The 20461-nt window shown below is 70.6% G+C and carries 15 protein-coding genes and 2 pseudogenes; 7 read left to right on the forward strand and 10 right to left on the reverse strand.

All coding sequences use genetic code 11. The features are described 5' to 3' along the window. Nucleotides 1–63: 63 nt before the first annotated feature. Nucleotides 64–132, forward strand: a pseudogene (locus J8M51_RS46340) (hypothetical protein); the annotation flags it as partial. Between the two features lie 229 nt (nt 133–361). On the opposite strand, the gene J8M51_RS33440 reads toward J8M51_RS46340, so the two are convergent. The 4 genes from J8M51_RS33440 to J8M51_RS33455 all read right to left on the reverse strand — a co-directional run bounded on the left by J8M51_RS33440 (nt 362) and on the right by J8M51_RS33455 (nt 7866). Further along, a complete protein-coding gene (locus J8M51_RS33440) occupies nt 362–3907 on the reverse strand; it encodes a trypsin-like peptidase domain-containing protein (protein ID WP_086761522.1) in 3546 nt (1181 codons plus the stop codon). After that, on the reverse strand, nt 3904–4104 hold the full coding sequence (locus J8M51_RS33445; RefSeq protein ID WP_086761524.1) for a hypothetical protein: 201 nt from the start codon (nt 4102–4104) through the stop codon (nt 3904–3906). The genes J8M51_RS33440 and J8M51_RS33445 overlap by 4 nt, the downstream gene beginning before the upstream one ends. 187 nt (nt 4105–4291) lie before the next feature. Next, nucleotides 4292–7543, reverse strand: a complete 3252-nt coding sequence (locus tag J8M51_RS33450; protein ID WP_267299672.1) for a tetratricopeptide repeat protein — start codon at nt 7541–7543, stop codon at nt 4292–4294. Continuing rightward, nucleotides 7540–7866: a trypco2 family protein gene (locus tag J8M51_RS33455; protein WP_086756425.1), complete on the reverse strand. Its 327-nt coding sequence runs from the start codon at nt 7864–7866 to the stop codon at nt 7540–7542. The genes J8M51_RS33450 and J8M51_RS33455 overlap by 4 nt, the downstream gene beginning before the upstream one ends. Nucleotides 7867–8018: 152 nt before the next feature. Between J8M51_RS33455 and J8M51_RS33460 the strand changes: the two genes are divergently transcribed. Continuing rightward, entirely contained in the window at nt 8019–12737 is a 4719-nt protein-coding gene (locus tag J8M51_RS33460; protein ID WP_179203131.1) for a trypsin-like peptidase domain-containing protein, read from the forward strand. 570 nt (nt 12738–13307) lie between these two features. Here the strand turns inward: J8M51_RS33460 and J8M51_RS33465 are convergent. Both J8M51_RS33465 and J8M51_RS33470 read right to left on the reverse strand, forming a co-directional pair. Continuing rightward, nucleotides 13308–14150 carry a transposase family protein gene (locus tag J8M51_RS33465; RefSeq protein ID WP_086756428.1) on the reverse strand — a complete coding sequence of 281 codons (843 nt, stop codon included), beginning with the start codon at nt 14148–14150 and terminating at the stop codon, nt 13308–13310. A gap of 62 nt (nt 14151–14212) precedes the next feature. Continuing rightward, a complete protein-coding gene (locus tag J8M51_RS33470; protein WP_256964870.1) occupies nt 14213–14668 on the reverse strand; it encodes a hypothetical protein in 456 nt (151 codons plus the stop codon). Between the two features lie 458 nt (nt 14669–15126). Between J8M51_RS33470 and J8M51_RS33475 the strand changes: the two genes are divergently transcribed. From J8M51_RS33475 to J8M51_RS33485, 3 genes are all read left to right on the forward strand, one after another. Continuing rightward, nucleotides 15127–15567, forward strand: a complete 441-nt coding sequence (locus tag J8M51_RS33475; protein WP_256964872.1) for a transposase family protein — start codon at nt 15127–15129, stop codon at nt 15565–15567. 203 nt (nt 15568–15770) lie between these two features. After that, nucleotides 15771–16010 (forward strand): hypothetical protein, encoded by a 240-nt coding sequence (locus tag J8M51_RS33480; protein WP_086756430.1) that lies wholly within the window; start codon nt 15771–15773, stop codon nt 16008–16010. Next, complete coding sequence (locus J8M51_RS33485) at nt 16010–16387, forward strand: fic family toxin-antitoxin system, toxin component (RefSeq protein ID WP_086756432.1); 378 nt, start codon at nt 16010–16012, stop codon at nt 16385–16387. Before J8M51_RS33480 ends, J8M51_RS33485 begins: the two co-directional genes overlap by 1 nt. A 330-nt stretch (nt 16388–16717) precedes the next feature. On the opposite strand, the gene J8M51_RS33490 is transcribed toward J8M51_RS33485, so the two are convergent. The 3 genes from J8M51_RS33490 to J8M51_RS33500 all read right to left on the reverse strand — a co-directional run bounded on the left by J8M51_RS33490 (nt 16718) and on the right by J8M51_RS33500 (nt 18602). Beyond that, entirely contained in the window at nt 16718–17236 is a 519-nt protein-coding gene (locus tag J8M51_RS33490) for a hypothetical protein (protein ID WP_143673211.1), read from the reverse strand. A 213-nt stretch (nt 17237–17449) separates the two neighbouring features. Beyond that, the gene (locus tag J8M51_RS33495) at nt 17450–17839 is read right to left on the reverse strand and encodes a hypothetical protein (RefSeq protein ID WP_086756435.1); all 390 of its coding nucleotides are present in this window, start codon (nt 17837–17839) and stop codon (nt 17450–17452) included. Between the two features lie 454 nt (nt 17840–18293). Then, nucleotides 18294–18602 (reverse strand): transposase, encoded by a 309-nt coding sequence (locus J8M51_RS33500; RefSeq protein WP_256964882.1) that lies wholly within the window; start codon nt 18600–18602, stop codon nt 18294–18296. Between the two features lie 338 nt (nt 18603–18940). On the opposite strand from J8M51_RS33500, the gene J8M51_RS33505 reads away from it, so the two are divergent. Then, nucleotides 18941–19195 carry a hypothetical protein gene (locus tag J8M51_RS33505; RefSeq protein ID WP_179203130.1) on the forward strand — a complete coding sequence of 85 codons (255 nt, stop codon included), beginning with the start codon at nt 18941–18943 and terminating at the stop codon, nt 19193–19195. A 36-nt stretch (nt 19196–19231) separates the two neighbouring features. On the opposite strand, the gene J8M51_RS33510 is transcribed toward J8M51_RS33505, so the two are convergent. Beyond that, a complete protein-coding gene (locus J8M51_RS33510; protein ID WP_086756437.1) occupies nt 19232–19771 on the reverse strand; it encodes a hypothetical protein in 540 nt (179 codons plus the stop codon). A gap of 493 nt (nt 19772–20264) precedes the next feature. On the opposite strand from J8M51_RS33510, the pseudogene J8M51_RS33515 reads away from it, so the two are divergent. Next, nucleotides 20265–20408: pseudogene (locus J8M51_RS33515) on the forward strand (cobalt-precorrin-5B (C(1))-methyltransferase); the annotation flags it as partial. Between the last annotated feature and the right edge of the window lie 53 nt (nt 20409–20461).

A 20461-nucleotide genomic window follows, 5' to 3' on the forward strand; every position in this document is an offset into this window, starting at 1 on the left:
GGGCCGATGATCGTCATTACGGACGCCGAGGGTGGGTAGCCGCTCGGTCATCCGCCAGGGCTGATGCGTTCTCACTCGGTGCCGTGGGAGCTGATCGGCCGCAAGGTCGGTGTCCGCTCCACCGCCACGATGGTCCAGGTCTGCCACGACGGTCGGCTCGTCAAGACTCACACCACACTTGGCCAGGGAAAGCGCACCGACAAGAGCCACTGTCCGCCGGAGGAGATCGCTTTCCGGATGCGCACGCCGGTCTGGTGCCGCAGCCAGGCGTTCGAGGTCGGTGACGCCTGCCGCAAGGTCGTCGACCAGCTGATGGAGGTCTATGTGCTCCATCGACTCCGCGCTGCCCACGACGTCATGCTCATCCTCGGTGATCGCGCAGCCAGTCCGGTACGCCGCCGGTCAGTTCGCGGACGAGATCGGCCACAGTGGGATCAGCCTGGTACGCGTCGACCAGCGCCGCCGCCAGACGTAGACCCGTCTCCCGGTCCTCGGCCTCCTGGGCTCTGCCCAGTCCTTCCAGCAGCGGCCGTACGCTCTCCCGCGGGCGCAGTGCCGCCAGCACCATGCCGTGGAGCAGCAGGGCCTCCACCTCCTCGTAGGCGAAGGCTCCGGCGTCGTCGGTGGCGAGTTCCCTGCGGAGTGCGAGGGATCGCGCCGCGAACGGTTCAGCTTCGGCCGCCCGCCCCTGTTCCAGGAGTACCGCCGCGTGGTTGCGGGACGCGTCGGCCAGCGCGCTCCGCGTCCCGGGGCCGCCGTGCGCGTGCAGGTCCTCCAGTGCGTCGACGGCGCCGCGTCCCACCTCCACGGCCTGCCGGTCGTGACCGCACTCCGAGAGGGCGACGGCCCAGCCGTCGGCGGCCCGGGCCCAGGCGAAGCCATGAGTGCGCGGCGCGGCCGGTCGCAGCGCGCCGTAGAGTTCGACGGCTTCCCGGGAGCGCTGCTCCGCCTCCTCCCAGCGGCCGAGAGGCCCCAGACAGCGGGCTAGACAGTGCAGTGTGGCGGCACGGTCACCGGCGTAGGGGTCGGCCGGCCCCGTGGCCAGGCCTTCGTATGCCCGGTGAGCCTCGCCCGCGTCGTGGAGGGCGCGTTCGTAGGAGCCGGTGTCCACCAGGAGATCGGCGCGGGTCGCCAACGCGGCGGCGAGCGGGCGCACATGGGCATCGGGGTACCGGCTGGCCAGTCGGCGGTAGTGGACGACCGCCCGGTCGACCGCGTCGATGGCGGCGTCGTACTCGGCCAGTTCCGCGAGGCACACGGCTTGGGCCAGCAGCGCGGCGGCGTTCTCGTCCTCATGGGCCGACACCGTCCGTGCGGGAAGTTCCGCGTAGATGGCGACGGATTCGGCGCTCGCCTCAGCGGCGTCCACGACCTGTCCGAGGCTGGACAGGTGGTGGGCGTATCCGGTGAGGGCCACCGCGAGCGCGGCGCGGGAGACGGGTCCGTCGGCCAGTTCGCGCCGTAGGGCGACCGCGCGCTCGGCGGATGCCAACGCGTCCTGGCGACGGCTCTGCAGATGGAGCTGGTGGGCGTACCCCTCGTGCGCGGTGGCCAGATCGTGCGCGTAGCGGCCGGGTTCTCGACCGGCGATGCCCTCGTAGAGCCGTACCGCCATCGCGCCGCGCTCCAGTGCCTCGTCGTGCATGCGAACGGCGGTCAGCCAGTGGGCGTGGTCGTTGAAGGCGGCGGCCAGCCGCGCCCAGGCGGTGTGGTCCGGCTGTTCACCGAGTGTCTCTCCGGCCAGGGTGACCAGCGTCCCGGCGAGTTCGGCTCCCCACTCCGACAGGTTGCGGGAGTGCGCGGGCAGCCTGGTGAACATGGTCCGCAGGAGCGTGCCGTCGTCGGGGTGGTCGCGCAGGACCTCGGCGAGGGCGGTGTGCAGGGGGCCGGGTTCCGGTCCGCCGCTGGTTGCCGCGGTCACGGCCGGTCCGGCGAGCCGCTGAGGGTGGCGGACCACGACGGAGTGCAGGGGTCCGCCGAGCCGGTCGTGCCGAGGGGCTGCCCGGGCGGCCACCCGTAGAGCGTCGGTGGCCTGGGCGGGCGGCGCCGTGGCGAGCAGTTCGTCCAGCAGCTCCGGGCGATGCCCGACGGCGAGTCCTACGAGGTGCTCCCCGATGCGGTCGGGGCGCAGTGGCCCCCAGAAGGTGTTCGGGTCGGGATAGAGGGTGGCGAGCCAGTCCGCGGCGGGGCCGACGGGACCGGGTGGGGTACCGGTGTCGGTGACGTCCGGTGTCCCGGGCGTGAGGGTGGACAGGCGGGCCAGGATGTTCCGGGCCTCGTCCCGGTCGGCGGGTGAGCCGCACAGGGTGGCCGCGGCGACCAGCTCTCGCCGGGCGCTCAGGGTCAGGGCCCCCAGCCCGTGGCTGTGTGCGGTGTGCCGCCAGATCTTCTGCTCATGGCGCAGCAGTACGCCCTCGTACGGTTCGTCCGCCGGGCCGTCCTCGGGGTCGAGCGCCTGCAGCAGCGCGACCAGGGCCGCCATGTGCAGGTCCAGGGCCCGATGATGACGGGGGTCGCTCAGATCGGGAACCACCAGGGTGCGCAGGACGGCGGGGTCCACGGGCGCCGTGACGCCGGGCAGGCCGGTCAGTGCCGCGGCGAGGTTCTCACCGATCTCACGGAAGGCGGTGTCGTCCAGTGGCTCTGTGCCGTCGCCGTAGAGGTCGAGCAGCTCCATCTCCGTCCCGGGTGGCGGGTCGCGCAGGGGAAGGGCCTCGCTGCACAGGTTCTCCCACCAGTCGCCGGCTTCCTTGTCCCGGGCGAGCAGCAGCAGCCGCAGAGCCGTGGTGCCGCTGTGTTCGTACCGGTCGACCAGGTCGAGGAGGGTCTGGAGTTGCTCGACCCTCGTTTCGGCGTAGTCGACGACGAGCAGCAGCGGGGTGCGGGTCTCGGTGGCCAGGGGCAGAAGGTCCGGGGCCGCTGCGGCGGCCAGGAAGCCTGCGCTCCAGTTCCGTAACCGCAGACGGCGGACGAGTTCCGCGGCAAGCCGGGTCTTGCCCTGACCGCCGGGTCCGGTGACCAGCCGTACGGAGAACCGGCCGGGCTGTTCGCACCAGGCGCCGAGGCGGGCCAGGACGTCCTCGCGTCCGGTGAACGGTACGACGGTCGCCTCCGGCCTGAGCAGGGAGACGGGGGTGTTGGCCGGTCGGGACGGCTCCCGTTCCAGCAGCGGCTGGAGTTCGGCCGGTTCGGTGACGGCGTGCGGGAACAGCGCGCGGAAACCGGGGTCGGCCAGGAGTTCCTCGGCCGGTATGGCACGGGCCCTGCCGTGACCGGGTTCGTCCTTCGCCATGACGACGACACCGCACAGCAGGTCGTGGCTGAGCAGTGCCGCTCCGGAGGCCCCCTCCCAGCGGGACACGGCGGCGGCCGGCGAGTAGGGGATCGGCTGCGCGAGGACGATGTGGTAGCGCCTGGCCTTGACGGCTGTTCCGGCGTTCACGGTTCCCCGCACCCTGACGGTGTCGCGCAGCACGAGCCTGCCCGTGGCGTCGTCGCGTCGTACGCCCATGCCGGACGGGTAGCCGACGAGGTCGGCCGAAACCTCCGGCAGCCCGGTGACCAGCCGTCCCCAGCGCAGGGGCGGCAGACCGTCCTGAGGCGGCACCGTTGCCGACGGGGAGATCCGCAGGACTGCGGCGTCCATACGGGTGTCGGTGGGTTCATCGGCTTCGTAGCGGTACCACTCCACGTCGCACGGCAGGTAGTCCCGCGAGCCGGGCAGCCGCACGGTGACCTCGGCCTGTGTGGGGTCACCGCGGCTGACGACGTGACCGGCGGTCAGCACGAGGCCGCCGTCGAGGAGATACCCGGTGCCGCTGCCCCGGCCTTCGGGTCGGCGGCTGTAGACCTCGACGACGCGGGGGTCCGTACGGTGGTCGACGGATGCCGGGCCGGGTGGGATCACCGCTCGGGCAGCTCGTCTTCTTCGTCGCCCACTTCGGAGAAGTTGGACCATGTCTCGCCGTTCAGTTCGTCGAGGTCCGTGTCCTGGAGGGTGGGGTCGGCGGCCTTCTGCGCGGGCGCGGCGGGCGTGGGCGCCGACGGCTGCGGGGTCGGAGCGGCTTGGGCGGCCTGCTCCGAAGTCCTGGGTTTCTTGGGCACGTTCGAACTCCCTTGGCGGGGTGGCCGTTCACCGGGGATGCCGTTCACCCGGGGTGCGTCGGCCTCAGCCTAGCGGCGATATGCCGCAATGGTCTCCACCCGGACGACGCGGTGATCGCCCCTCTGCCCGAGTGATCCCACAGTGACAATTTCCCTGTCCGACCAATCACGCAAAGGCGGTTGGCGGTCATGAGCCGGCGTGAATCCTGTCGATTTCCGTCAGACACCGTCGGAGCAGCGCGGTGTGCTGCCCGGTCCGGGCCGCGTCCGCAGCCTCCTCCAGGACCTTCACGGCTCGCCCGGGGTCCCTGGAGCCGAGAGCCAGACCGTGGACGCACAGGATGCGGGCCCGTTCCTCGTCCGCCGGCGTACCACCGCGTCCGGTCGAGTCGCGCAGGGCCAGGACCGATTCCTCCGAGGCCGCCACCGCCGCCTCGTCGTCGCCCACGCGACGCAGTGCCAGCGTCAGATCGGCGAGTGCGCAAGCCAGTTCGCCCACGGCCCGGGGGTCCCGGCCCCCGGCCAGCTCACGCCGCACGCGCACCGACTCCTGTGCGATCTCCAAGGCGCCGGACAGGCGACGCACCGCGGTCAGCCGCATGCTCAGCCCACCCAACAGCCTTGCCAGCAGCGCCAGTTGGGCGGGGGTGGGGTCGTCGTCCAGCAGACCCCGCTGGATGGCGACGGCTTCCTCGGCCAGATCCAGCGCCGCCCTGTGCTCGCGCAGCATCGCGCTCAGGCGGGACTGGTTGTGCAGGGCTTCCGCCAGCCGTCTCAGGTAGGCGTCAGGGTGATCCTCCGCCAGCCCGCGCAGGATCGCCACGGCTCGCGCGGTCTCCCCGGCCGCCTCCGTGGTGCGACCGTTGTGCTGAAGGTAGAGCGCGAGCTGCAGGCGTGCGTCCGCCATCTCCACCGGGGGTCGCCGCGGGTCCCGGTGGAGCAGCCGTTCCCTCAACCGTACGCTTGCGGAGCCCAGGGCCAGAGCCTCGTCGTGGCGGCCCAACCGGTACGACCAGAGAGCCTGTTGGTGCAGTACGGTCGCCCGGCGCCCCTGAGCCTCGGGGGTGTCCGACGGGTTGTCCGGGCCGAGCGCGGTCAGCAGCCGCTCGCCGACGTCGACTGCCTCGCGCGTGCGGCCGGCCTCGTCCAACCGGGCGCCGTACCCCAGCAGAACGTCCATGAGCTCCGGGTCCTCCTCGGCGCCGAGAGTGTCGCCTCCCCGTACGCGGAGGCCCTCCTCGCAGGCCTGAAGTGCTTCGGCGTACCGTCCCGCCCGGGCGAGCCGATAGGCCAGGGCGTGGAGCGCCGAGGCCAGATCACGGGGTGCGCCGGTCGCGGCCCGGGCATGCGCCACCAGCTGTTCGGCCATCCGCACCGCCCGACCGGCGAGCACGACCGTGTGGTGGGGTACCGCCGCGAGGAGTTCGGCGCAGAGCGGGCCTCGCCCCTGCGGCCCGTCCAGCACCGCGTCCACCGCGCGGCCCAGGGTGTCGTACCCCTCGCGGGCGAGCACGTCGACGGCGGCGGGCGCCAGCGGCCGGGGCCGGCCGGCGACCAGGCGGACGATCCGCTCGTCGAGTTCCGGGAAGCTCCGTCCGGTCCTGCACAGGACGCGCAGCAGGTGGCCCGCGTGCTCGGCGTCGGGCAGTTCGGCGAGAGCGGGCAGCAGTTCGGGGAAATCCCGCGCGGTCGTACCGACCAGATGCTCGCCCAGCAGGTCCGGCACCAGTCCCACCCAGTGGCCGTCGCGGCCGCCGTAGAGCTCGTTCAGCCACATCGCTGCGCCGAGGACCGTGTTCGCCGTCTCCCCGCGCAGGATCCCGCTTCTCTCCAGCAGTCTTCTCGCCTCGTCCGAGGTGCGGGCCCGGCACAGTGTCGCGGTGACGACCAGCTGCCGCAGGGTCTGCGTGTGCAGACGCCCGATCCGGTGTACGGACGTGGTCCGGGGCCAGTACGCCTCCTCGTGCCGCATGAGCAGATCCATGCCCTGCGTGAGAGAGGCGTCGGGCACCGGGAACAGATGCTGCAAGAGCGCGGCCAGCGCGGTGCTGTGCAGTTCCAGGGCCCTGGCGAACCGCGCGTCCGACAGCTGCGGAGGCAGGACCGACTCGGGGCGGAAGCCGGGCGGCGTCGCGGGCAGACCTGGCAGCCGGGCCAGAGCGTGCGCCAGGCCCTCGACCGCGTGGCGGAACGCCTCGGGCCGGGTCGCGGGATCGTCGGCGAGCGGACCCAGCTCCTCCACGGTTCCCGGCGGCGGTTCCCGCAGCGCACGGCTCTCTCGCCGCAGGTCCTGCCACCACTCCCCGGCGCTTCTGGCGAGCATCAGAAGACGCACCGGCGGCCCCGTCCCCTTGGCGGCCGACGTCCCGAACAGCCTCAGCAGTTCGATCAGTTGCTCGTGCCGTGCCTCTGCGTAGTCCACGACCAGCAGCAGGGGCGCGGACAGTTCACCTAGTGCGGCCAGGTCGGTGTCGGGGGCGACGTCCAGGAAGCCTGCGTTCCAGTCCAGGCCGGCGATGCGGTCCACCAGCTCGGCCGCCAGCCGCGTCTTGCCCTGGCCCCCGGGCCCGGTCAGCAGCTTCGGTGACCACGGGGACGGATCCAGGCACCACCGGAGGAACTCCTCCATCAGTGGTTCTCGGCCGTGGAAGCCGACCGGGCTGACCTCGGCCCGCAGCAGACCGACCGGTGACCGGGCGGGCGGCGGCGGGGGCTGCAGGACGGAGGGGAGCCCGACGTCGTACGCGCGCGGCCTCCCCAGCAGCTTCGTCACCCGCTCGTCCGCCAGCAACGCGGCCGACGGAACGGCGGTCAGCGCTCCGCCGGGCCCGCCCCGGTCGGGGTCGACCGCCACCAGTCCCACCACCAGCCCCCCGGAGGTCACCGCGGCCCCCGACATCCCGCTCCAGCGGGACACGTTCTCGGTGCCCTGCCCGGTGTGCCCCGCACGGACGACGGCGGGTACCGGGTTGTCCACCTTGATCTCGTGGCGGACGGACTTGAGCCTGCTGCCCGGTGCGATGGAGCCGGTGATGTGCGCGGTGTCCCTGAAGGCCGGTGCGCCCTCTTCACGCACCCGCATGCCGGCCGGGAATCCCACCGCCTCGACGGGACAGCGGGATCCCGTACCCAGTCGTCCCCAGAGCAGCGGTGGCAGCCCCTCGGGCTCCCGGAAGGAGTCGTCGTCGATCCGGAGCAACGCCGCGTCGATCCCGGTCCCGGCCGCGCTGTCGTAGCGCCACCAGACCACCGAGCAGCCCCACACCGAGCCGTCGTCGAGCAACCGGACACTGACCGTGGCCGCTCCGCCGACGGCATGACCGGCCGTCAGCACCAGCCGGTCGTCGAGCAGGTGGCCCGTGGCGATCCGGTGCCGGCCGTCACGGCTCCGGTAGACCTCCACCACGCGCCGGGCGACCGGTGGGACCCTCGGGCTCACCGCTCCGGCAACTCCTCGGCCGCGTCCGAGACTTCGAGCGGTCCGCCGTCCGGGCCCCGGGGTGTCAGGGTGAGCCGGATGGTGTGGGTGGAGGTCCGCTCCCGGCGCTTGGACGCACCGCCCGACAGGACGTAGAAACGGGCACCCCCGGTGACCTCGCTGCCACTCAGCAGGGCAACCTGGAACTCCAGTTCCACCGGCCCGACCTCGAAGGAGAGACCCCCCTCCGGCACCAGCCGCCGGGCCGTGTCCAGTTGGTCGCGCAACGAACCTATGGCCTGCGCGAGTTCGACGACGTTCTCCGCGGAGTCCTGATCGGACATGTCATCCCCCTGTCGTACTGCGTCGGTCAAGCCATCGTTACCCACCGGAAGTACCCCGTCACCCTGTCTCACACGGTCTGCCACCCCGCCCCGCACTGTCTGTCAGGATGGGGCTCCGGAGCGTGCGTGGAACCGGTGGGGTGGGGGAGCGGATGAGTGAGCGTGCCGTGGCGGCGGACCCGCGTGTGGTCGAACTGGCGTCACTGGGGGCCGGCGCGAAAGCCCACACCGCCGGATCCGGTTATCTGCTGCACGACGGACTGGTGATCACTGCCGCGCACACCGTGCCCGCGCCCGGAACCGGCGAGGTGCGGGTCCGCCCCGGCGGGACCGGCCCCTGGCTCCACGCCCGGGTCCTGCTGCGCCGCTACCCGGACCGGACCGCGCCCGAGGGCCAAGAACCCCGCGCAGTACGGGACTTCGCCGTACTGCGCGTCGAGGACGCGGCCGGGCTGCCCACCGAACTGCCTCCGGTCCGCTGGGGACGACTGGCCACCCGGCCGTGTCCGGCCCTGATCGAGGCCACGGGCTTTCCCGCGGGTCTCAAGGTGTACGAGGACCGGGGCGGCCCCCGACTGGCCACCGTACTGCGGGACACGGCTCACATCAGCGGCACCATCGTCGCCTCGGACACCCATGGTTCACGGCACGTCGTCCATGTCGTCCATCCCGTCCCGTCGCCGCCCGAAGGAGCCGGGGCGAGCGGCAGGCGGAGAACACGCTGGGACGGCATGTCCGGCTCCGCCGTGGTGTGCGAGGGGATGCTCGTCGGTGTCGTGGTGCGCGCCGACACGCTCGCCGGTGTGGAGATCGAGGAGACGGCCGCGCTGTGGGACGACCCCGAGGCCCGCGCCCTGCTGGGTCTCCAGGGGCTGCGCCCCCGACCTGCCGAACTCTCGCGGGTGCTGCACCGGACCACCGCGCGCCCGGCGCTGTCCCCGATCTCACTGCTCAGGCCCGAAGTGGCCGCCGTCCGCTTCCACGGCCGCGAGAACACACTCCGCGATCTCCGCGCCTGGCGGCACCGCGATGCCGATGCCTCGGTGCGCCTGCTCACCGGCCCTGGCGGCCAGGGCAAGACGAGAGTGGGCCTGGAAGCGGTGCGCGAGGCCGAGAGGGCCGGCTGGACGGCCGGTTTCCTCGCCGACCGCGCTGATGGCCGGTTACTGGCCCGCCTGGCCGCGCTCGACACACCGTTGCTGCTCGTCGTGGACTACGCCGAGACCCGCTGGTCACAACTTCACGAGCTGCTGGATGTGTTCGGACCGTCCGGCCGGGCTCACCACCGCCATCCGGTCCGGCTCCTGTTCCTGGCCCGCAAGGCCGGCCAGTGGTGGAGCGGACTCCAGGCGCACGCGCACTTCCCTCGTGACGCCTCCGTGAGTCCGCTGCCTCCCCTGGAGCACACCGCCGCACTGCGTGCCGTCGCCGTCAGCGACGCCATGGGCAGCCTCGGGGAAAGGCTGGCCGCCCTGTATCCGGGACGGTCGGCACAGAAGGCGATGCGCGCGGCGGTCCCGCCGTCCGTCGCCGAGGACCGCTACTCCGGTGCCCTCAACCTCCAGATGGCCGTCCTCGTCGCCCTGTTGCAAGCCGTCGACCCGGTGCGCGTCACGAACGGCGAACGCGACGAGGCGGTTCTCCTGCGTCACGAGCAGAAGGTCTGGAGGCGCACGGCGGACAGCCATGGCATCGGCGGCCTGCCCCTGTTCGAGTACCGGCGGATGGTCGCCGCGGCCACCCTGTGCCCGGCCGAAGACGAACAGGAGGCGCTCGCCGTCCTCAGCCGGCTCCGGCCGACCGGTCTCGTCCGGGAACCCGCGACACCACCGCCGGACCCCGCGGCCTGCGGACGGTGGCTGTCCGGTCTCCATCCGTCCGACGACGACTACTGGGGTCCGCTCCAGCCCGACCGGCTGGGCGAGTACCTCCTCGGAAACGTCCTCGCGGAGGACCCCGAGCTACTGGGACGTCTCCTGCCCACCACCACCGAACGCCAGACCTCGGCCGCGTTCCATCTGCTGTCCCGGGCCCAGCCCCACCAGCCGCACATCTGCGAACCTCTCCGCGTCGTCGTCACCGCCCACCCCGATCCGCTCGCCCTGCGGGCCGTCGACGCCGTGGTCGCGGTGGAGAACCCTGCCGCGCTCCGGCAGGCCCTGACCGCCGTCCTGGAGGAGATCCGAGGCGCGATGGACCAGTACGCGCCACTGGCGGAGCGGTTGTACGAGGCGGTGCCCCTGCCCTCGCTGGCGCTCGACGAGTGGGCGGCCGATCTCGCGGGCCTGCTGGCCCGGCACCCACCGAACGCGACAACGGCAGACCCTCACGAGGCGTCGGCCGAACACGCCCGGTGGCTGCACCGGTACGCCGTCCGGCTGGTCGAGATCGGACAGCTCACGGCGGCCCGCACCGTTGCCGAGAAGTCCGTCGCCCTGTGGCACGATCTCGGCGCACACGGTCGGCCAGGTGCCGAGAGCGGTCTCGGCCTGGCCCTCAACACCCTGGCACTGGCGAGTGACCACGACCGTTCCCGCCCGGAGGCGCTGTCGCTCTCCCAGGACGTACTGCGCCACTACCAGGACCTGGCGGAACGGGATCCCGACACCTACACGGCCGATCTCGCGATGGCCTGGCACAATCTTGCGAACCGGCTCGCCGACGCGGACCGGCTCGACGATGCCCTGCGAAGCGCGCTGACCGCCCGTGATCTCTACCGTGCTCTCGCCGACGACGATCCGGAACACCTGCCCGATGTCGCCCTTGCCGAGTACGGCCTCACCCGGATCCACAGCGCGCTCGGGCAGTTCGGGGCCGCGACGGCCGACGCCCGCCGGGCCACGGACCTCTACCGGGATCTCGCCGTCCGGTGGCCGGACCGGTACCGTTCGCGCGTGCCGGAAGTCCTCGGCTCCCTGGCCGAACTCCTCCGTACGACGGGCCTGTTCGCGGAAGCCCTGGAGGCGGTCGAGGAGTGCCTGACCGAGTCCCGGCGCCTCGTCGCACTCGACCCGAAGCGCTTCGGGCAGGACCTCGCCGAGAGCCTCTCCGACGCCACGGCGGTCTTCGACGACCTCGGGGACGAGGAACGGGCCCGCGCGGCGGCGGAGGAGGCTGTGGAGCTGCTGCGGTCCCTGGCGGAACGGGACATGGGCGTGGCACCGTCGTTCGCCAACGCCCTGATCGCGCTGTCCCACCATCTTCCGGAGCGGAGCATCGACCTGCGACGTGAGGCGGTCGCGATCTACGAACGGGCGGAGGCGGCGGCCCCGGGCGTCCACGGTTCCGCCCCGGCCGTCGCTCGTGCCGCACTCGGGGAGGCCCTCACCGATGCCGGCCAGTACCCCGAAGGCCTACGCGCCTTCGACGCATCGATCGCCGCCCTGCGTCCTTACGCGGACCGTCTGCCCGCCGCGCACGGACCGGAGCTCGCCCGGGTACTCGATCTCCAGTCCTACGCCCTGTTCGACGCGGGGGACCCCGAGGGTGCCCTGAGCACGGCGACCGAGGCGTTCGAGGTGTTCGCGGTCGCGGTGACCGAGGAACCCGGGGCCTTCCTGGACGAGTTCGCCCGTGTCTCGGGGAACTTGGTGTTCCACCTGGCCCGGCGGGAGCGCTGGTCGGAGATCCTCACACGGACCGGGCGGGCACTGGCCCTGTGCGGCCCGCCTGCCGCCGAGGAGTTCCACCAGCGGTTCGACGCCATGCTGGAGTTCCTGGACCATCGAAGCCTGGCGTTGGGGCAGCTGGGCCGTCACGAGGAGAGCGCGGACTGCGTACGGGACATGGTCGCCCTGCGCCGCCGGATGGTGGAGGCCGATCCCGGCGACGACGGCCACCGCCTCTCGCTGGCCGGGGATCTGTCGCGTCTCTCCGACACGCTGGCCGAGGCGGGACGACCGTGCGATGCCGTCGACCCCGTACGTGAGGCCCTCGCCCTGACACGGGGCGTGTCCGCGAACGCGGACAGCGGGGACGACGGTGACGAAGAAGCCGACGGAGAAGGCGAGTCCGAGGTGGATGAGGAGGTGAACGAGGGCGCGCTGCTCGTCCAGCTGGCCGTGGCGCTGCAGCGGGCGGGCGGCACAGGGGCGCTGGCCGCCGCCGTGGAGGCTGTTCGTCATCACGAGGATCCAGCAGGTCTGCCCATGGAGGGGTGTGAGGACGGCTACTGCCAGGCACTGCACCTGTACGCCGCCGCACAGTCGGCCGCCGGGCACTTCATAGCGGCGGTGGACGCCTGCCAGTACCTGGTGGTGCTGCGCGCCCAGTACACGGCCGGTGCGGCGGATCACGGTCAGGAGGGCCGACGTCTGGATCTGGACGAAGCCCTGACCTCACTGGCCTGGGCACTGCTGGACGCCGGCGCGTGGCCCCGGGCGCTGGGGCTGTCTCGCGGCGTACTCAGGTCACTCACCGCGCCGGAGGCCCCACCTGCGGACACCACACCGCAACACCGCGTCGCACTCGGGGGCGTCCTGCACGTCATGGCCCTGGCCCTCACCGCGGCGGGCCACCACCAAGAGGCCGTGCGCACCGCACGGCGGGCGTTCGCCGTCCGTCGCCGCCTGGCTGCCCGGTTCCCCGGAACACACATGGCCGAGTTGGCGGAGACGATAGGCGTTCTCGCGCTCACTCTCCACGCCGCGGGCCGCGCCACAGAGGCCGCGACCATGATCCGACGGGCCATCACCCTTTGTACCCGCCTCGCGACCGCCGCCCCCGCCGCCCACCGGGACGGCCTCCGCCAACTGCTCCGCCATCAGGCACACATCGAGGCGCCGGCACCTCGGAGCCGCTCGGCCGGACCGGTCTCCACGGGCACGTGTCTCGAAGCCGCCTGCGAGGGCCCGGAGGACGCTCTGGCCTGATCGCGTAGGCTCCCTGCCCGGCCCGGTGGGGCGGCGCGCCCGGCCGGGAGCGGTGATGCGGGGTCACCGGGAGCAGCCATGGTCCCATGGAGCACGGTGTCCGTTCCGGTGGCCGTGGTCCTCCGGACGGGACCGCCACCGATCCAGTGGGTATTCCGGTGCGAGCCGGGACAGTGCTGCCGTCAGGCGGTCGCTTGCCTCCTCGCTCTCCCGGAATGTGCGTTGCCGCTCGTTGATGAATGCCGGGAGCACGAGAGTGGCCGGTGACACGGTGCCGTTGAAGGTTTGCGGGATGACCATCGGCGAGGGCACTGCCCGATGGCCGCTTCACCACCCGCCTGTGACCGGGGACGCTATCGCTCCCAGTGGTGCGCCGTAGGCGTAACCACGGTGCCCCCGGTCGCCGTTGGATTTGTGTGACGAAAACCAAGGAACGCGCCGAGGACACCTGCCTGCTTGTTTACCAATGAGCAGTGTGCATCGTGAAGTCGTAGGTCACGGGTCTGGCGTGAGTCGTCTTCGGGATGCTCGGGCTGGTCGTGGGCGGATGCCTCTCGCGAAGATCATCGGTCAGCGGGCGATTTCGCGGTTGGTCAGCACCAGCAGGGCCCTGACCAGGACGGTCGCCGACTTCGGGTCGGTGCGGAGCTTGGTGAGGACGCGCCAGTTCTTCAGGTGGGCGAAGCCGTGCTCGACTGGGGCGCGGACTGCGGCCAGCACGGTGTTTGACAGTTTCTGGCCGGGGGTCAGGGGCCGGTTGCGGGCGGCCCTGTAGCCGGTGATCACGGCCGGGTCGGCGTCCGGGTCGTCGTTGTCATCGAGGCCGATGAAGCCCAGGTCGGCGATGGCGCCGAGGCCGGTCGCGCGCAGATGGGCGGTGAGGTGGTCGTGCCGGCAGGCGGTGATCTCCGAGGCGCGTCCGGGCCGGGCCGCGGAGACCCAGAGCAGCCGGCCACGATCGTCGGTGAGTGCGATCACGAGTAGTCCGTGGCATTTGCTCTTGCCGGAGTAGTTCTTCCGGTTCGCGTCTCCGGTGCGGCGCCGGGTGCGTATCAGCGAGCCGTCCAGCAGTACGATGCCGCCGCCCGTTCGGGCGATCTTCTTGAGCGCGCGGTCCAGGCGCGGGGCGCGGGCGGCCAGCAGGCCGACGACCTCGCGCACCCACCGGCTCACGGTGGTGCGGTGGATGCCGTTGCCGCCGGCCGGGTCGCCGGGCCGCTGGTCACAGCGCAGCACCGCCAGCACGATCCCGGCGATCTTCCCGGCGGGCAGCGCCCGCCACGGCGAGCGGATCTTCTTGCAGTGGCCGCGGATCAGATCGGCGAGATAGTTCAAGGCGGCGCTCGACAGTGGCAGGCGGGCGGTGTAGACAAGGCCGTCAGGGCCCTCGACGGTTTCGTTGTTTTTCTTCACACCAAACTCAACTGCCGCCGGGGGCCCGCCGGTTACGCCCACTCGCTCTTCGAATCCGGCTACTACGGGCGCACAGTGAACTTGCCGTCACCCCGCTTGTGCAGCCAGCCGCGATCGGCCAGCTTGGTCAACTTCCCGCGCAGCGGCTCCAGCTTGCCCCGCACCCCGGTGTCCAGACCCAACGCCTCGCCGACGGCCCGGGTGGCGACCGGCCCGCCGGCCCGCCGCACGACAACCAGGATGCGCTGGTAGTCCGCCGGCAGCGCGGACTCGGCCACCCCTGACGCCCGGTCCGGGACCAGCCGCACCCCCCGACCCGCCACCTGCACCACCGGCGACCCGGCCGTTGCCCGATCATCAGCGAGCTGCTCGCTCATCCGCTGCCACACCCGCACCGCCACGGCCAGCTCGTCCCGCTCGGCCCGCACCTCGGACAACTGCTTGACCAACTGCTCTTCGAGTTCATCCAGCTCCGCGCGGCGCGCGGTGATCCGCTCATGCACCTCGGGGTCCACCATGCGCCGGAGCGTACGAGCGCAACCCGAGACGGCGGGCGAGAAACCGCAAACCCCGCGCCTGCCAGACGATCTACACCTCAGACTGCCGCCCACGACCAGCACGAGTACGCCGAAGACAACTCACGCCAGACCCGTGACCAGCACCTTCACGCTGCACACCGCTCAATGCCGTATGCCTCTGTCCACGCGCACCGTCAACCACCTCGCAGATCTCCTGCGTCGCCACCTGAAGGCGATACGGTCCCGGTGGCGGATCCTGCCGCCCGGGAAGATCGCGGTGATCGTCCTGGCCGTGCTCCGCCACCACCAGCGCCTGGCCGACATGGCTGGCGGCAACAACGTCTCCGAGTCCACCATCCGCCATCCGCCGCTGGCGCGACGAGCTGACCGGACTGCTCGCCGCCCAGGCCCCGCGCCTGGACCGCGCCCTGAAGAAGGTCGCCAAGCAGGGCGGGGAGGTGGTCCTGATCGACGGTACCCTCATCCCCACCCAGCGCCGCACCGGAAAGGCCGACCGGCGCAACTACTCCGGTACGCACCACCATCACGGCCTTCGCTTCCTCGCCCTGACCGACGAGAGAGGCCGCCCGATCTGGATGTCAGCTGCCAGGCCCGGCCGCACCCACGACAACACCGCCGCCCGCCATGACCACATCCTGGCTCAGCTACGCGCCGCCGGCCTCGGATTCCGCGGCCTGGACAACGACGTACGCAACCCCGTGATCGTCACCGGCTTTCACGCCAGCCGCACCCACAAACTCACCTCCGTCGAGAAAACCGCCAACCGAGTCCTCGCCGTCGGACGCGCGCCGGTCGAGCACGGCTTCGCCCACCTCAAGAACTGGCGAATACTCACCAAGCTGCGCACCGATCCCGCTCGCGCAACGGGTCTTCTATGAGCCCTGCTCATTTGACGAACCTCGAAGTCAACCGCTGACGGACGATCTGCTCAGCGGACTACCGCCCGCGAACAGCGTGAGCACCCAGAGGAGCGGTCACGCCAGCCCTTTTGACCTGTGTCTTCAGGCTGGCGGAGGCTCTGTCGACCACACCGTGGTGTATTTTGCCACCACCGCCCGGTAACGACTGTTACCATGCCGGTATGGCGAAGACACAGCTGGGTGCGCGTGTGGATGAGGACGTGGCGGAGCTCGCGAAGAAACGAGCCGCTGACCTGGGACTGAGCATCGGGGACTACCTCGCCAGGCTGGTGCAGGACGATGCCAGCGGCCTGCGCGCCCGAGCGGTGGACGCGGCTGCCCGCTTCCTGGCCGAACACCAGGCGGTCTTCGACGACGCCGAACAGGCCCAGCAAGCGCCAAGGGGGGCGCGTGCGGCCTGATGGATCTGCACATTGACGTTCCCTGGATCCTGCAGGTCGCCGAGGCTGCGGGGGCGGACGATCCGGCCCCCGACGACTACGGTGTTCCCGTCTCGGCGGTCGCTCGCCACCGGGCCGAACTGTTCGAACAGCCCGTCTACGGCAGCCCCTACGCCAAGGCCGCCGCCCTGGTGCACACGCTGGGCCGGTGCCGCTGGCTGGAGCGCTCCAACATGGCCGTCGCCGCGGCGTCCGGCGTCATGTATCTCGAAGCCGCGGGCATCTCCGTCAAGCCCGGCCGTGAGGACGCCATCGCCCTGAAGGACCTGCTCCTTGACCCCGCCTGCACCGCGGGGAAGATCGCCGCTCTTCTGCGGACCTGGCCCACCACCACCTGACGCCCACAGCCCGCCACTGCCCGAGGGCGGGGCTGAGGGAGCAGGTTTCTGTGATCGTCACCGGTTTGAAGGAGGCGTCAGCTTCCAGCACCTCTCTGCTGGAGCATGGGATACCGGCGAGGAAATGCGTTATGACCGCGTACTCGTGATTTCTTTATTAGCACCTTGCCCGGCTCGGTGGGCAGTTCGCCGCTCTGCTCAAGGTGAAGTCGGCTGTTCTTGTATAGCTACGACCAGGTGGTGTGTAGCGCTGAGTGACGGTCCGGGGGCCCGCCTGCGGACCCCCGGCCGGCATTGATCCCGCCACGCGCGATCCGGAGTGCGGCACGATCATTTGTGGTCGACGTACCACTTCGTGCAGCTCTTGCCTCCGCTCTTCGGGAAGAGACAGGTCCGCACGGCGTAGCTGTAGCCGTCGCCGGTCTGCAGCCGCACAGCACGCGTCGCCAGCTGGTCCTCGACGTTTGCCTCGTAGGCGTTCGCTGTGTCCCCGCAACTGTCGTAACCGCCCACCGTGGCGGGATGCTGCGGCTTGCTGCTCATCTTGAACTTCTTGTCGCTGCGCTGGACCTCGACCCGGTCACCCTTCACGATGTCCTTGGCATAGGCGCGGGCCTTGTTGTCCTTAATCCGCTCGGTCCACAACTCGGCGTGCTTTCCCTTGTAGTCCAGCTCACCCGAGACCCCGTAGATCCCCGCGACGCTCCCGCAGAACTCCGCAGTCGCCCGCACCGACGTCCCCACGCCCTTGGCGACAGCGCTCGCCGGCGCCCCGGCCACAGCGATCCCGGCGCCCGCGAGCAGGAACGACGACACCACCACGCCGCCGACCATACGCTTCTTCCTCATAACTCTCCCCCGTACGTCCTGAATTGGGGCGCCCCCTCCGGGGACGCCCCGGCGGAACAACGCGTCCCTTGACCAACGCGTGATCCGCCATGGGCCACGTGAACGTGCTACGCCCGCCAGAAGGTCACTTCAGCGACTTCGGAAACGGGCATTCAGGCATATCAGCTGGCGGGAAGCGGAAACCTGCACGCCAGCCCGCCTACGTTGATCGTCCTACCAGTACAGGAACCTGCCGGTGCACGGGTCATCCGCGTTGTTCACGTTCTCGCAGACCCGCGCTGCGTAGAAGCCACCGTCGTCGTACGCCTTGGTAGAGCAGCCGGCCGCTGATCCGTTGGCGTCATACGTCCGCTTGTGAAAGAGCGACGGCCCCCACCTGACTTCGACGTACGCCTGATTGCCATCAGCCTCCTTGTCGCAAATGGTGATGAGGCCGTTGCTGTCGAGCAGGGCAAAGTCGCTGCCCTGGTAGATGTACGTCGATTGTGCGTAGGCCGACGTCGCGGAGGTCACCGCGAGCGTGAGGGCTGCTCCAGCCACCCCAGCGGAGGTCAGCAGGGCCCGACGCTTGGACTGCAGCGCGGTTCTTACGGAAGTGCTCACAGATGCTCCTGTATGTGATCGTGGACAGAGGGACCGGACTGGAACCTGGGCAAGTGCGCAGGCAGTCGGTCGCCATGAGTGTGTGGACGGTTTCAGTAACGCGGCGGCCATGGACGTCAGGGTCCCGGTTCCCGTGGCGGGCAGCACTATGACGGATGCCACCGAGTCGCTGCTTCAGCCTCATTCCCCCGATGTGTGTGGTGGGCGCACCCTGTGAGAGCCCGATGCGGCAATGACAGCAGGTGAGTTCAGCAGGGTGCGGATCGGTTCAGTGCCTACACCTCATGTCGGCGAGATCAACTGTGCTATTCCGCCCCGGCCGAGGGCCAGTGGACTCGCGTTCCAAGACGGCGTGGGACGCACGCTGCCTAGCTGACCTGGTGTGTTGCAAACAGAATGGGATGCGCGTGGAATGCTGAGCTTGACTCTGTCGGGGATCTTGGAGTTGCCGAGGTCAGGTGCCGAGGGTTCGCCAGGACTTCGGCCGAGGTATCTCGCGCCGGTCGAGGTAGTTCTGGAAGGCAGTCGGCCGGCGGGGCGTGGGGGTTTCCTCGGTGGGCGGCAGTCCGCTGAGGCGCTCGATGTTGACGGCGATGGCGGTCAGGATGTGCTGGATGTGGGCCTTTCCCTGTCCTCGGTAGCGGCAGTGGCGCATGCCGTGTCCGTGGGCGAACTCGTTGACTGTTCCTTCCGCCCCGGAGCGGACCGCGTAGCGGGTCTTCCACTCGGGTGTCTGCTGCTCGGTGCGGACGCGGAGTTGCAGGTCGCGGAGTTCTCGTGGGGGAACCCCACGGTGCGGGTGCCTTCACGGGAGGCGGTGCACTGGGCGCGGGCCGGGCAGGGGTGGCACTGGCTCTTGGTGAACCTGGCCAGGGTCAGTGGGGCCGCGGTGGGTGAGGTAGTTCTCTGCACCATGATCTGGCGCAGGGCCTGGACACGAGGGCCCAACGCGCGGTCCGCTCCGGGACGGTAGAGGTGCTCCAGGAGCCGGACGGCGTCGTTTCCGGTGGCGAGGATCCTGGTCTTGGGCGTGGTGGGGTTCTTGCCCAGGCAGACCGGGCGGCCGTAGAGGCGTCCCCAGTCCTCATCCTCCGGGACCAGGTGGAACGGCTCGAACTCAGCCCCATCGACGCCGATGCCGTGCGGCCGTTCTGGGAAGGCATGCAGATTCGGGAAACCACTGGTCAGCTGGCCACCGCGATCGCCGCTCTGCACGGCAGTCCCATCCTGATGCGCCTGGTGGCCCGCCGGGTCACTACCCGCCGCGACGGCGACGTCGGCGCATGGCTCGTCAAAGAGAAGGCACGCATCACGCAGACCGACGATGTGGACGTACTCAGTCAGCTGGGGCTATGACCTGCGTCGTCACCTGACGAATGACGGGCGGTGGGGTCATGACAGGCTCAAGGCGGCCTCGATCTCCCGGGCAAGGGCAGCGGTCGCCGCCTCGCAGGCCCGGCTCCGGGTCCGGAACGCTTCCTCCCAGCTGTCCGGCTCGCCCTGTTCACGCCGGTGGTAACGGTCCTCGGTGACGCGGTCGAGCGCCATAAGAGAGTCCTGCAGCCGGTCTGCCGCTGCCCGGACCTCCGTATCGGTGGTGAACACCTTCGCCGCTGTCGACATCGCCGCGAACTCCTGCCACCGTTCGACCTTGCGGCGGCGGGTCTCGGTGCGCACCTCTGCCTCGACCGAGAGGGAGAGCGCGTTGTGCAGATCCCAGGTGGCCGACTGCCACAGGGAAGCGGACTTGAGAAGCTGAAAGTAGACGTCACGCTTGTTGTCCAGCCTCCACCGCAGCTCTGCCGCGCCGAGTTGATCACGCGTCTGCCGTCGCTGCGACCTGGCTGTCACCGATCCCGCCCAGACCGAGCCACCGGCGCCCAGGGACACACCGAGAAGACCGACCAGCCCGGTGAGCAGTTCAGATGCCATGCCGTCATCATCGGCCTAGCATGAAGAACCCAACCAGACCCACGGGGTCGAGGTTCAGGTCGCGGCCACGGGCGAGGACGGCTCGGTCCCGCCGGCCCCGTTCTCATCGACGTTTTCGAGCAGTCTGATCACTAAGTGCCCAAACCGTTGACAAACGTTGCTCGCTCTCGCTTACGAAACCAGCCAGGCCGCGCTCGATGGCGACGCTGATGCGCTCACCCAGATCTGCATGGGAAGGCACGGTGGTTGGGGTGGGGTCTGTGCCCTGGACGAGGGCCACGAGGCTTGCTTGAGGAGCCGTACCGGGGCGAGGCTGCCCGGGCCGACGCCTTCCGCTACATCGAGATCGAGCACAACCGCAGCCGACTCCGCAGACACCCCGAGTATGGGTACGTCACCCCACTCGAAACGAAACCTTGCTCAGGCAAGACCTCACCCCCGCAGCGTAAACACCCGCTGTCCAGGGCCCGTGGGGAACTTCAAGGCGCTGGACGCGGGGGTGCCTCTCGGGGACCTGGTGGCGGCGAAGGCCCGCGACGAGGCGCTGGCCGTGTTGCGGGGGGCGCCGGTCGCGGTCGATGTCATCTACATCGACCGGGCGGGCGCGATAGTGGGCCGCAGCACGGTCCGCCACTGACTTCGCCGGCGTGGTGTCGTAGCTCTCCATCGCCGCCCCGACCAGTGGCCGGT

Source organism: Streptomyces griseiscabiei, assembly GCF_020010925.1.
Classification (GTDB): domain Bacteria; phylum Actinomycetota; class Actinomycetes; order Streptomycetales; family Streptomycetaceae; genus Streptomyces; species Streptomyces griseiscabiei.

Coding starts and splice junctions, on each gene's coding strand:
- J8M51_RS33455 (WP_086756425.1), bottom strand. CDS start 7,866: ATGTCCGATCAGGACTCCGCGGAGAACGTCGTCGAACTCGCGCAGGCC.
- J8M51_RS33460 (WP_179203131.1), top strand. CDS start 8,019: ATGAGTGAGCGTGCCGTGGCGGCGGACCCGCGTGTGGTCGAACTGGCG.
- J8M51_RS33480 (WP_086756430.1), top strand. CDS start 15,771: ATGGCGAAGACACAGCTGGGTGCGCGTGTGGATGAGGACGTGGCGGAG.
- J8M51_RS33470 (WP_256964870.1), bottom strand. CDS start 14,668: ATGGTGGACCCCGAGGTGCATGAGCGGATCACCGCGCGCCGCGCGGAG.
- J8M51_RS33510 (WP_086756437.1), bottom strand. CDS start 19,771: ATGGCATCTGAACTGCTCACCGGGCTGGTCGGTCTTCTCGGTGTGTCC.
- J8M51_RS33490 (WP_143673211.1), bottom strand. CDS start 17,236: ATGAGGAAGAAGCGTATGGTCGGCGGCGTGGTGGTGTCGTCGTTCCTG.
- J8M51_RS33485 (WP_086756432.1), top strand. CDS start 16,010: ATGGATCTGCACATTGACGTTCCCTGGATCCTGCAGGTCGCCGAGGCT.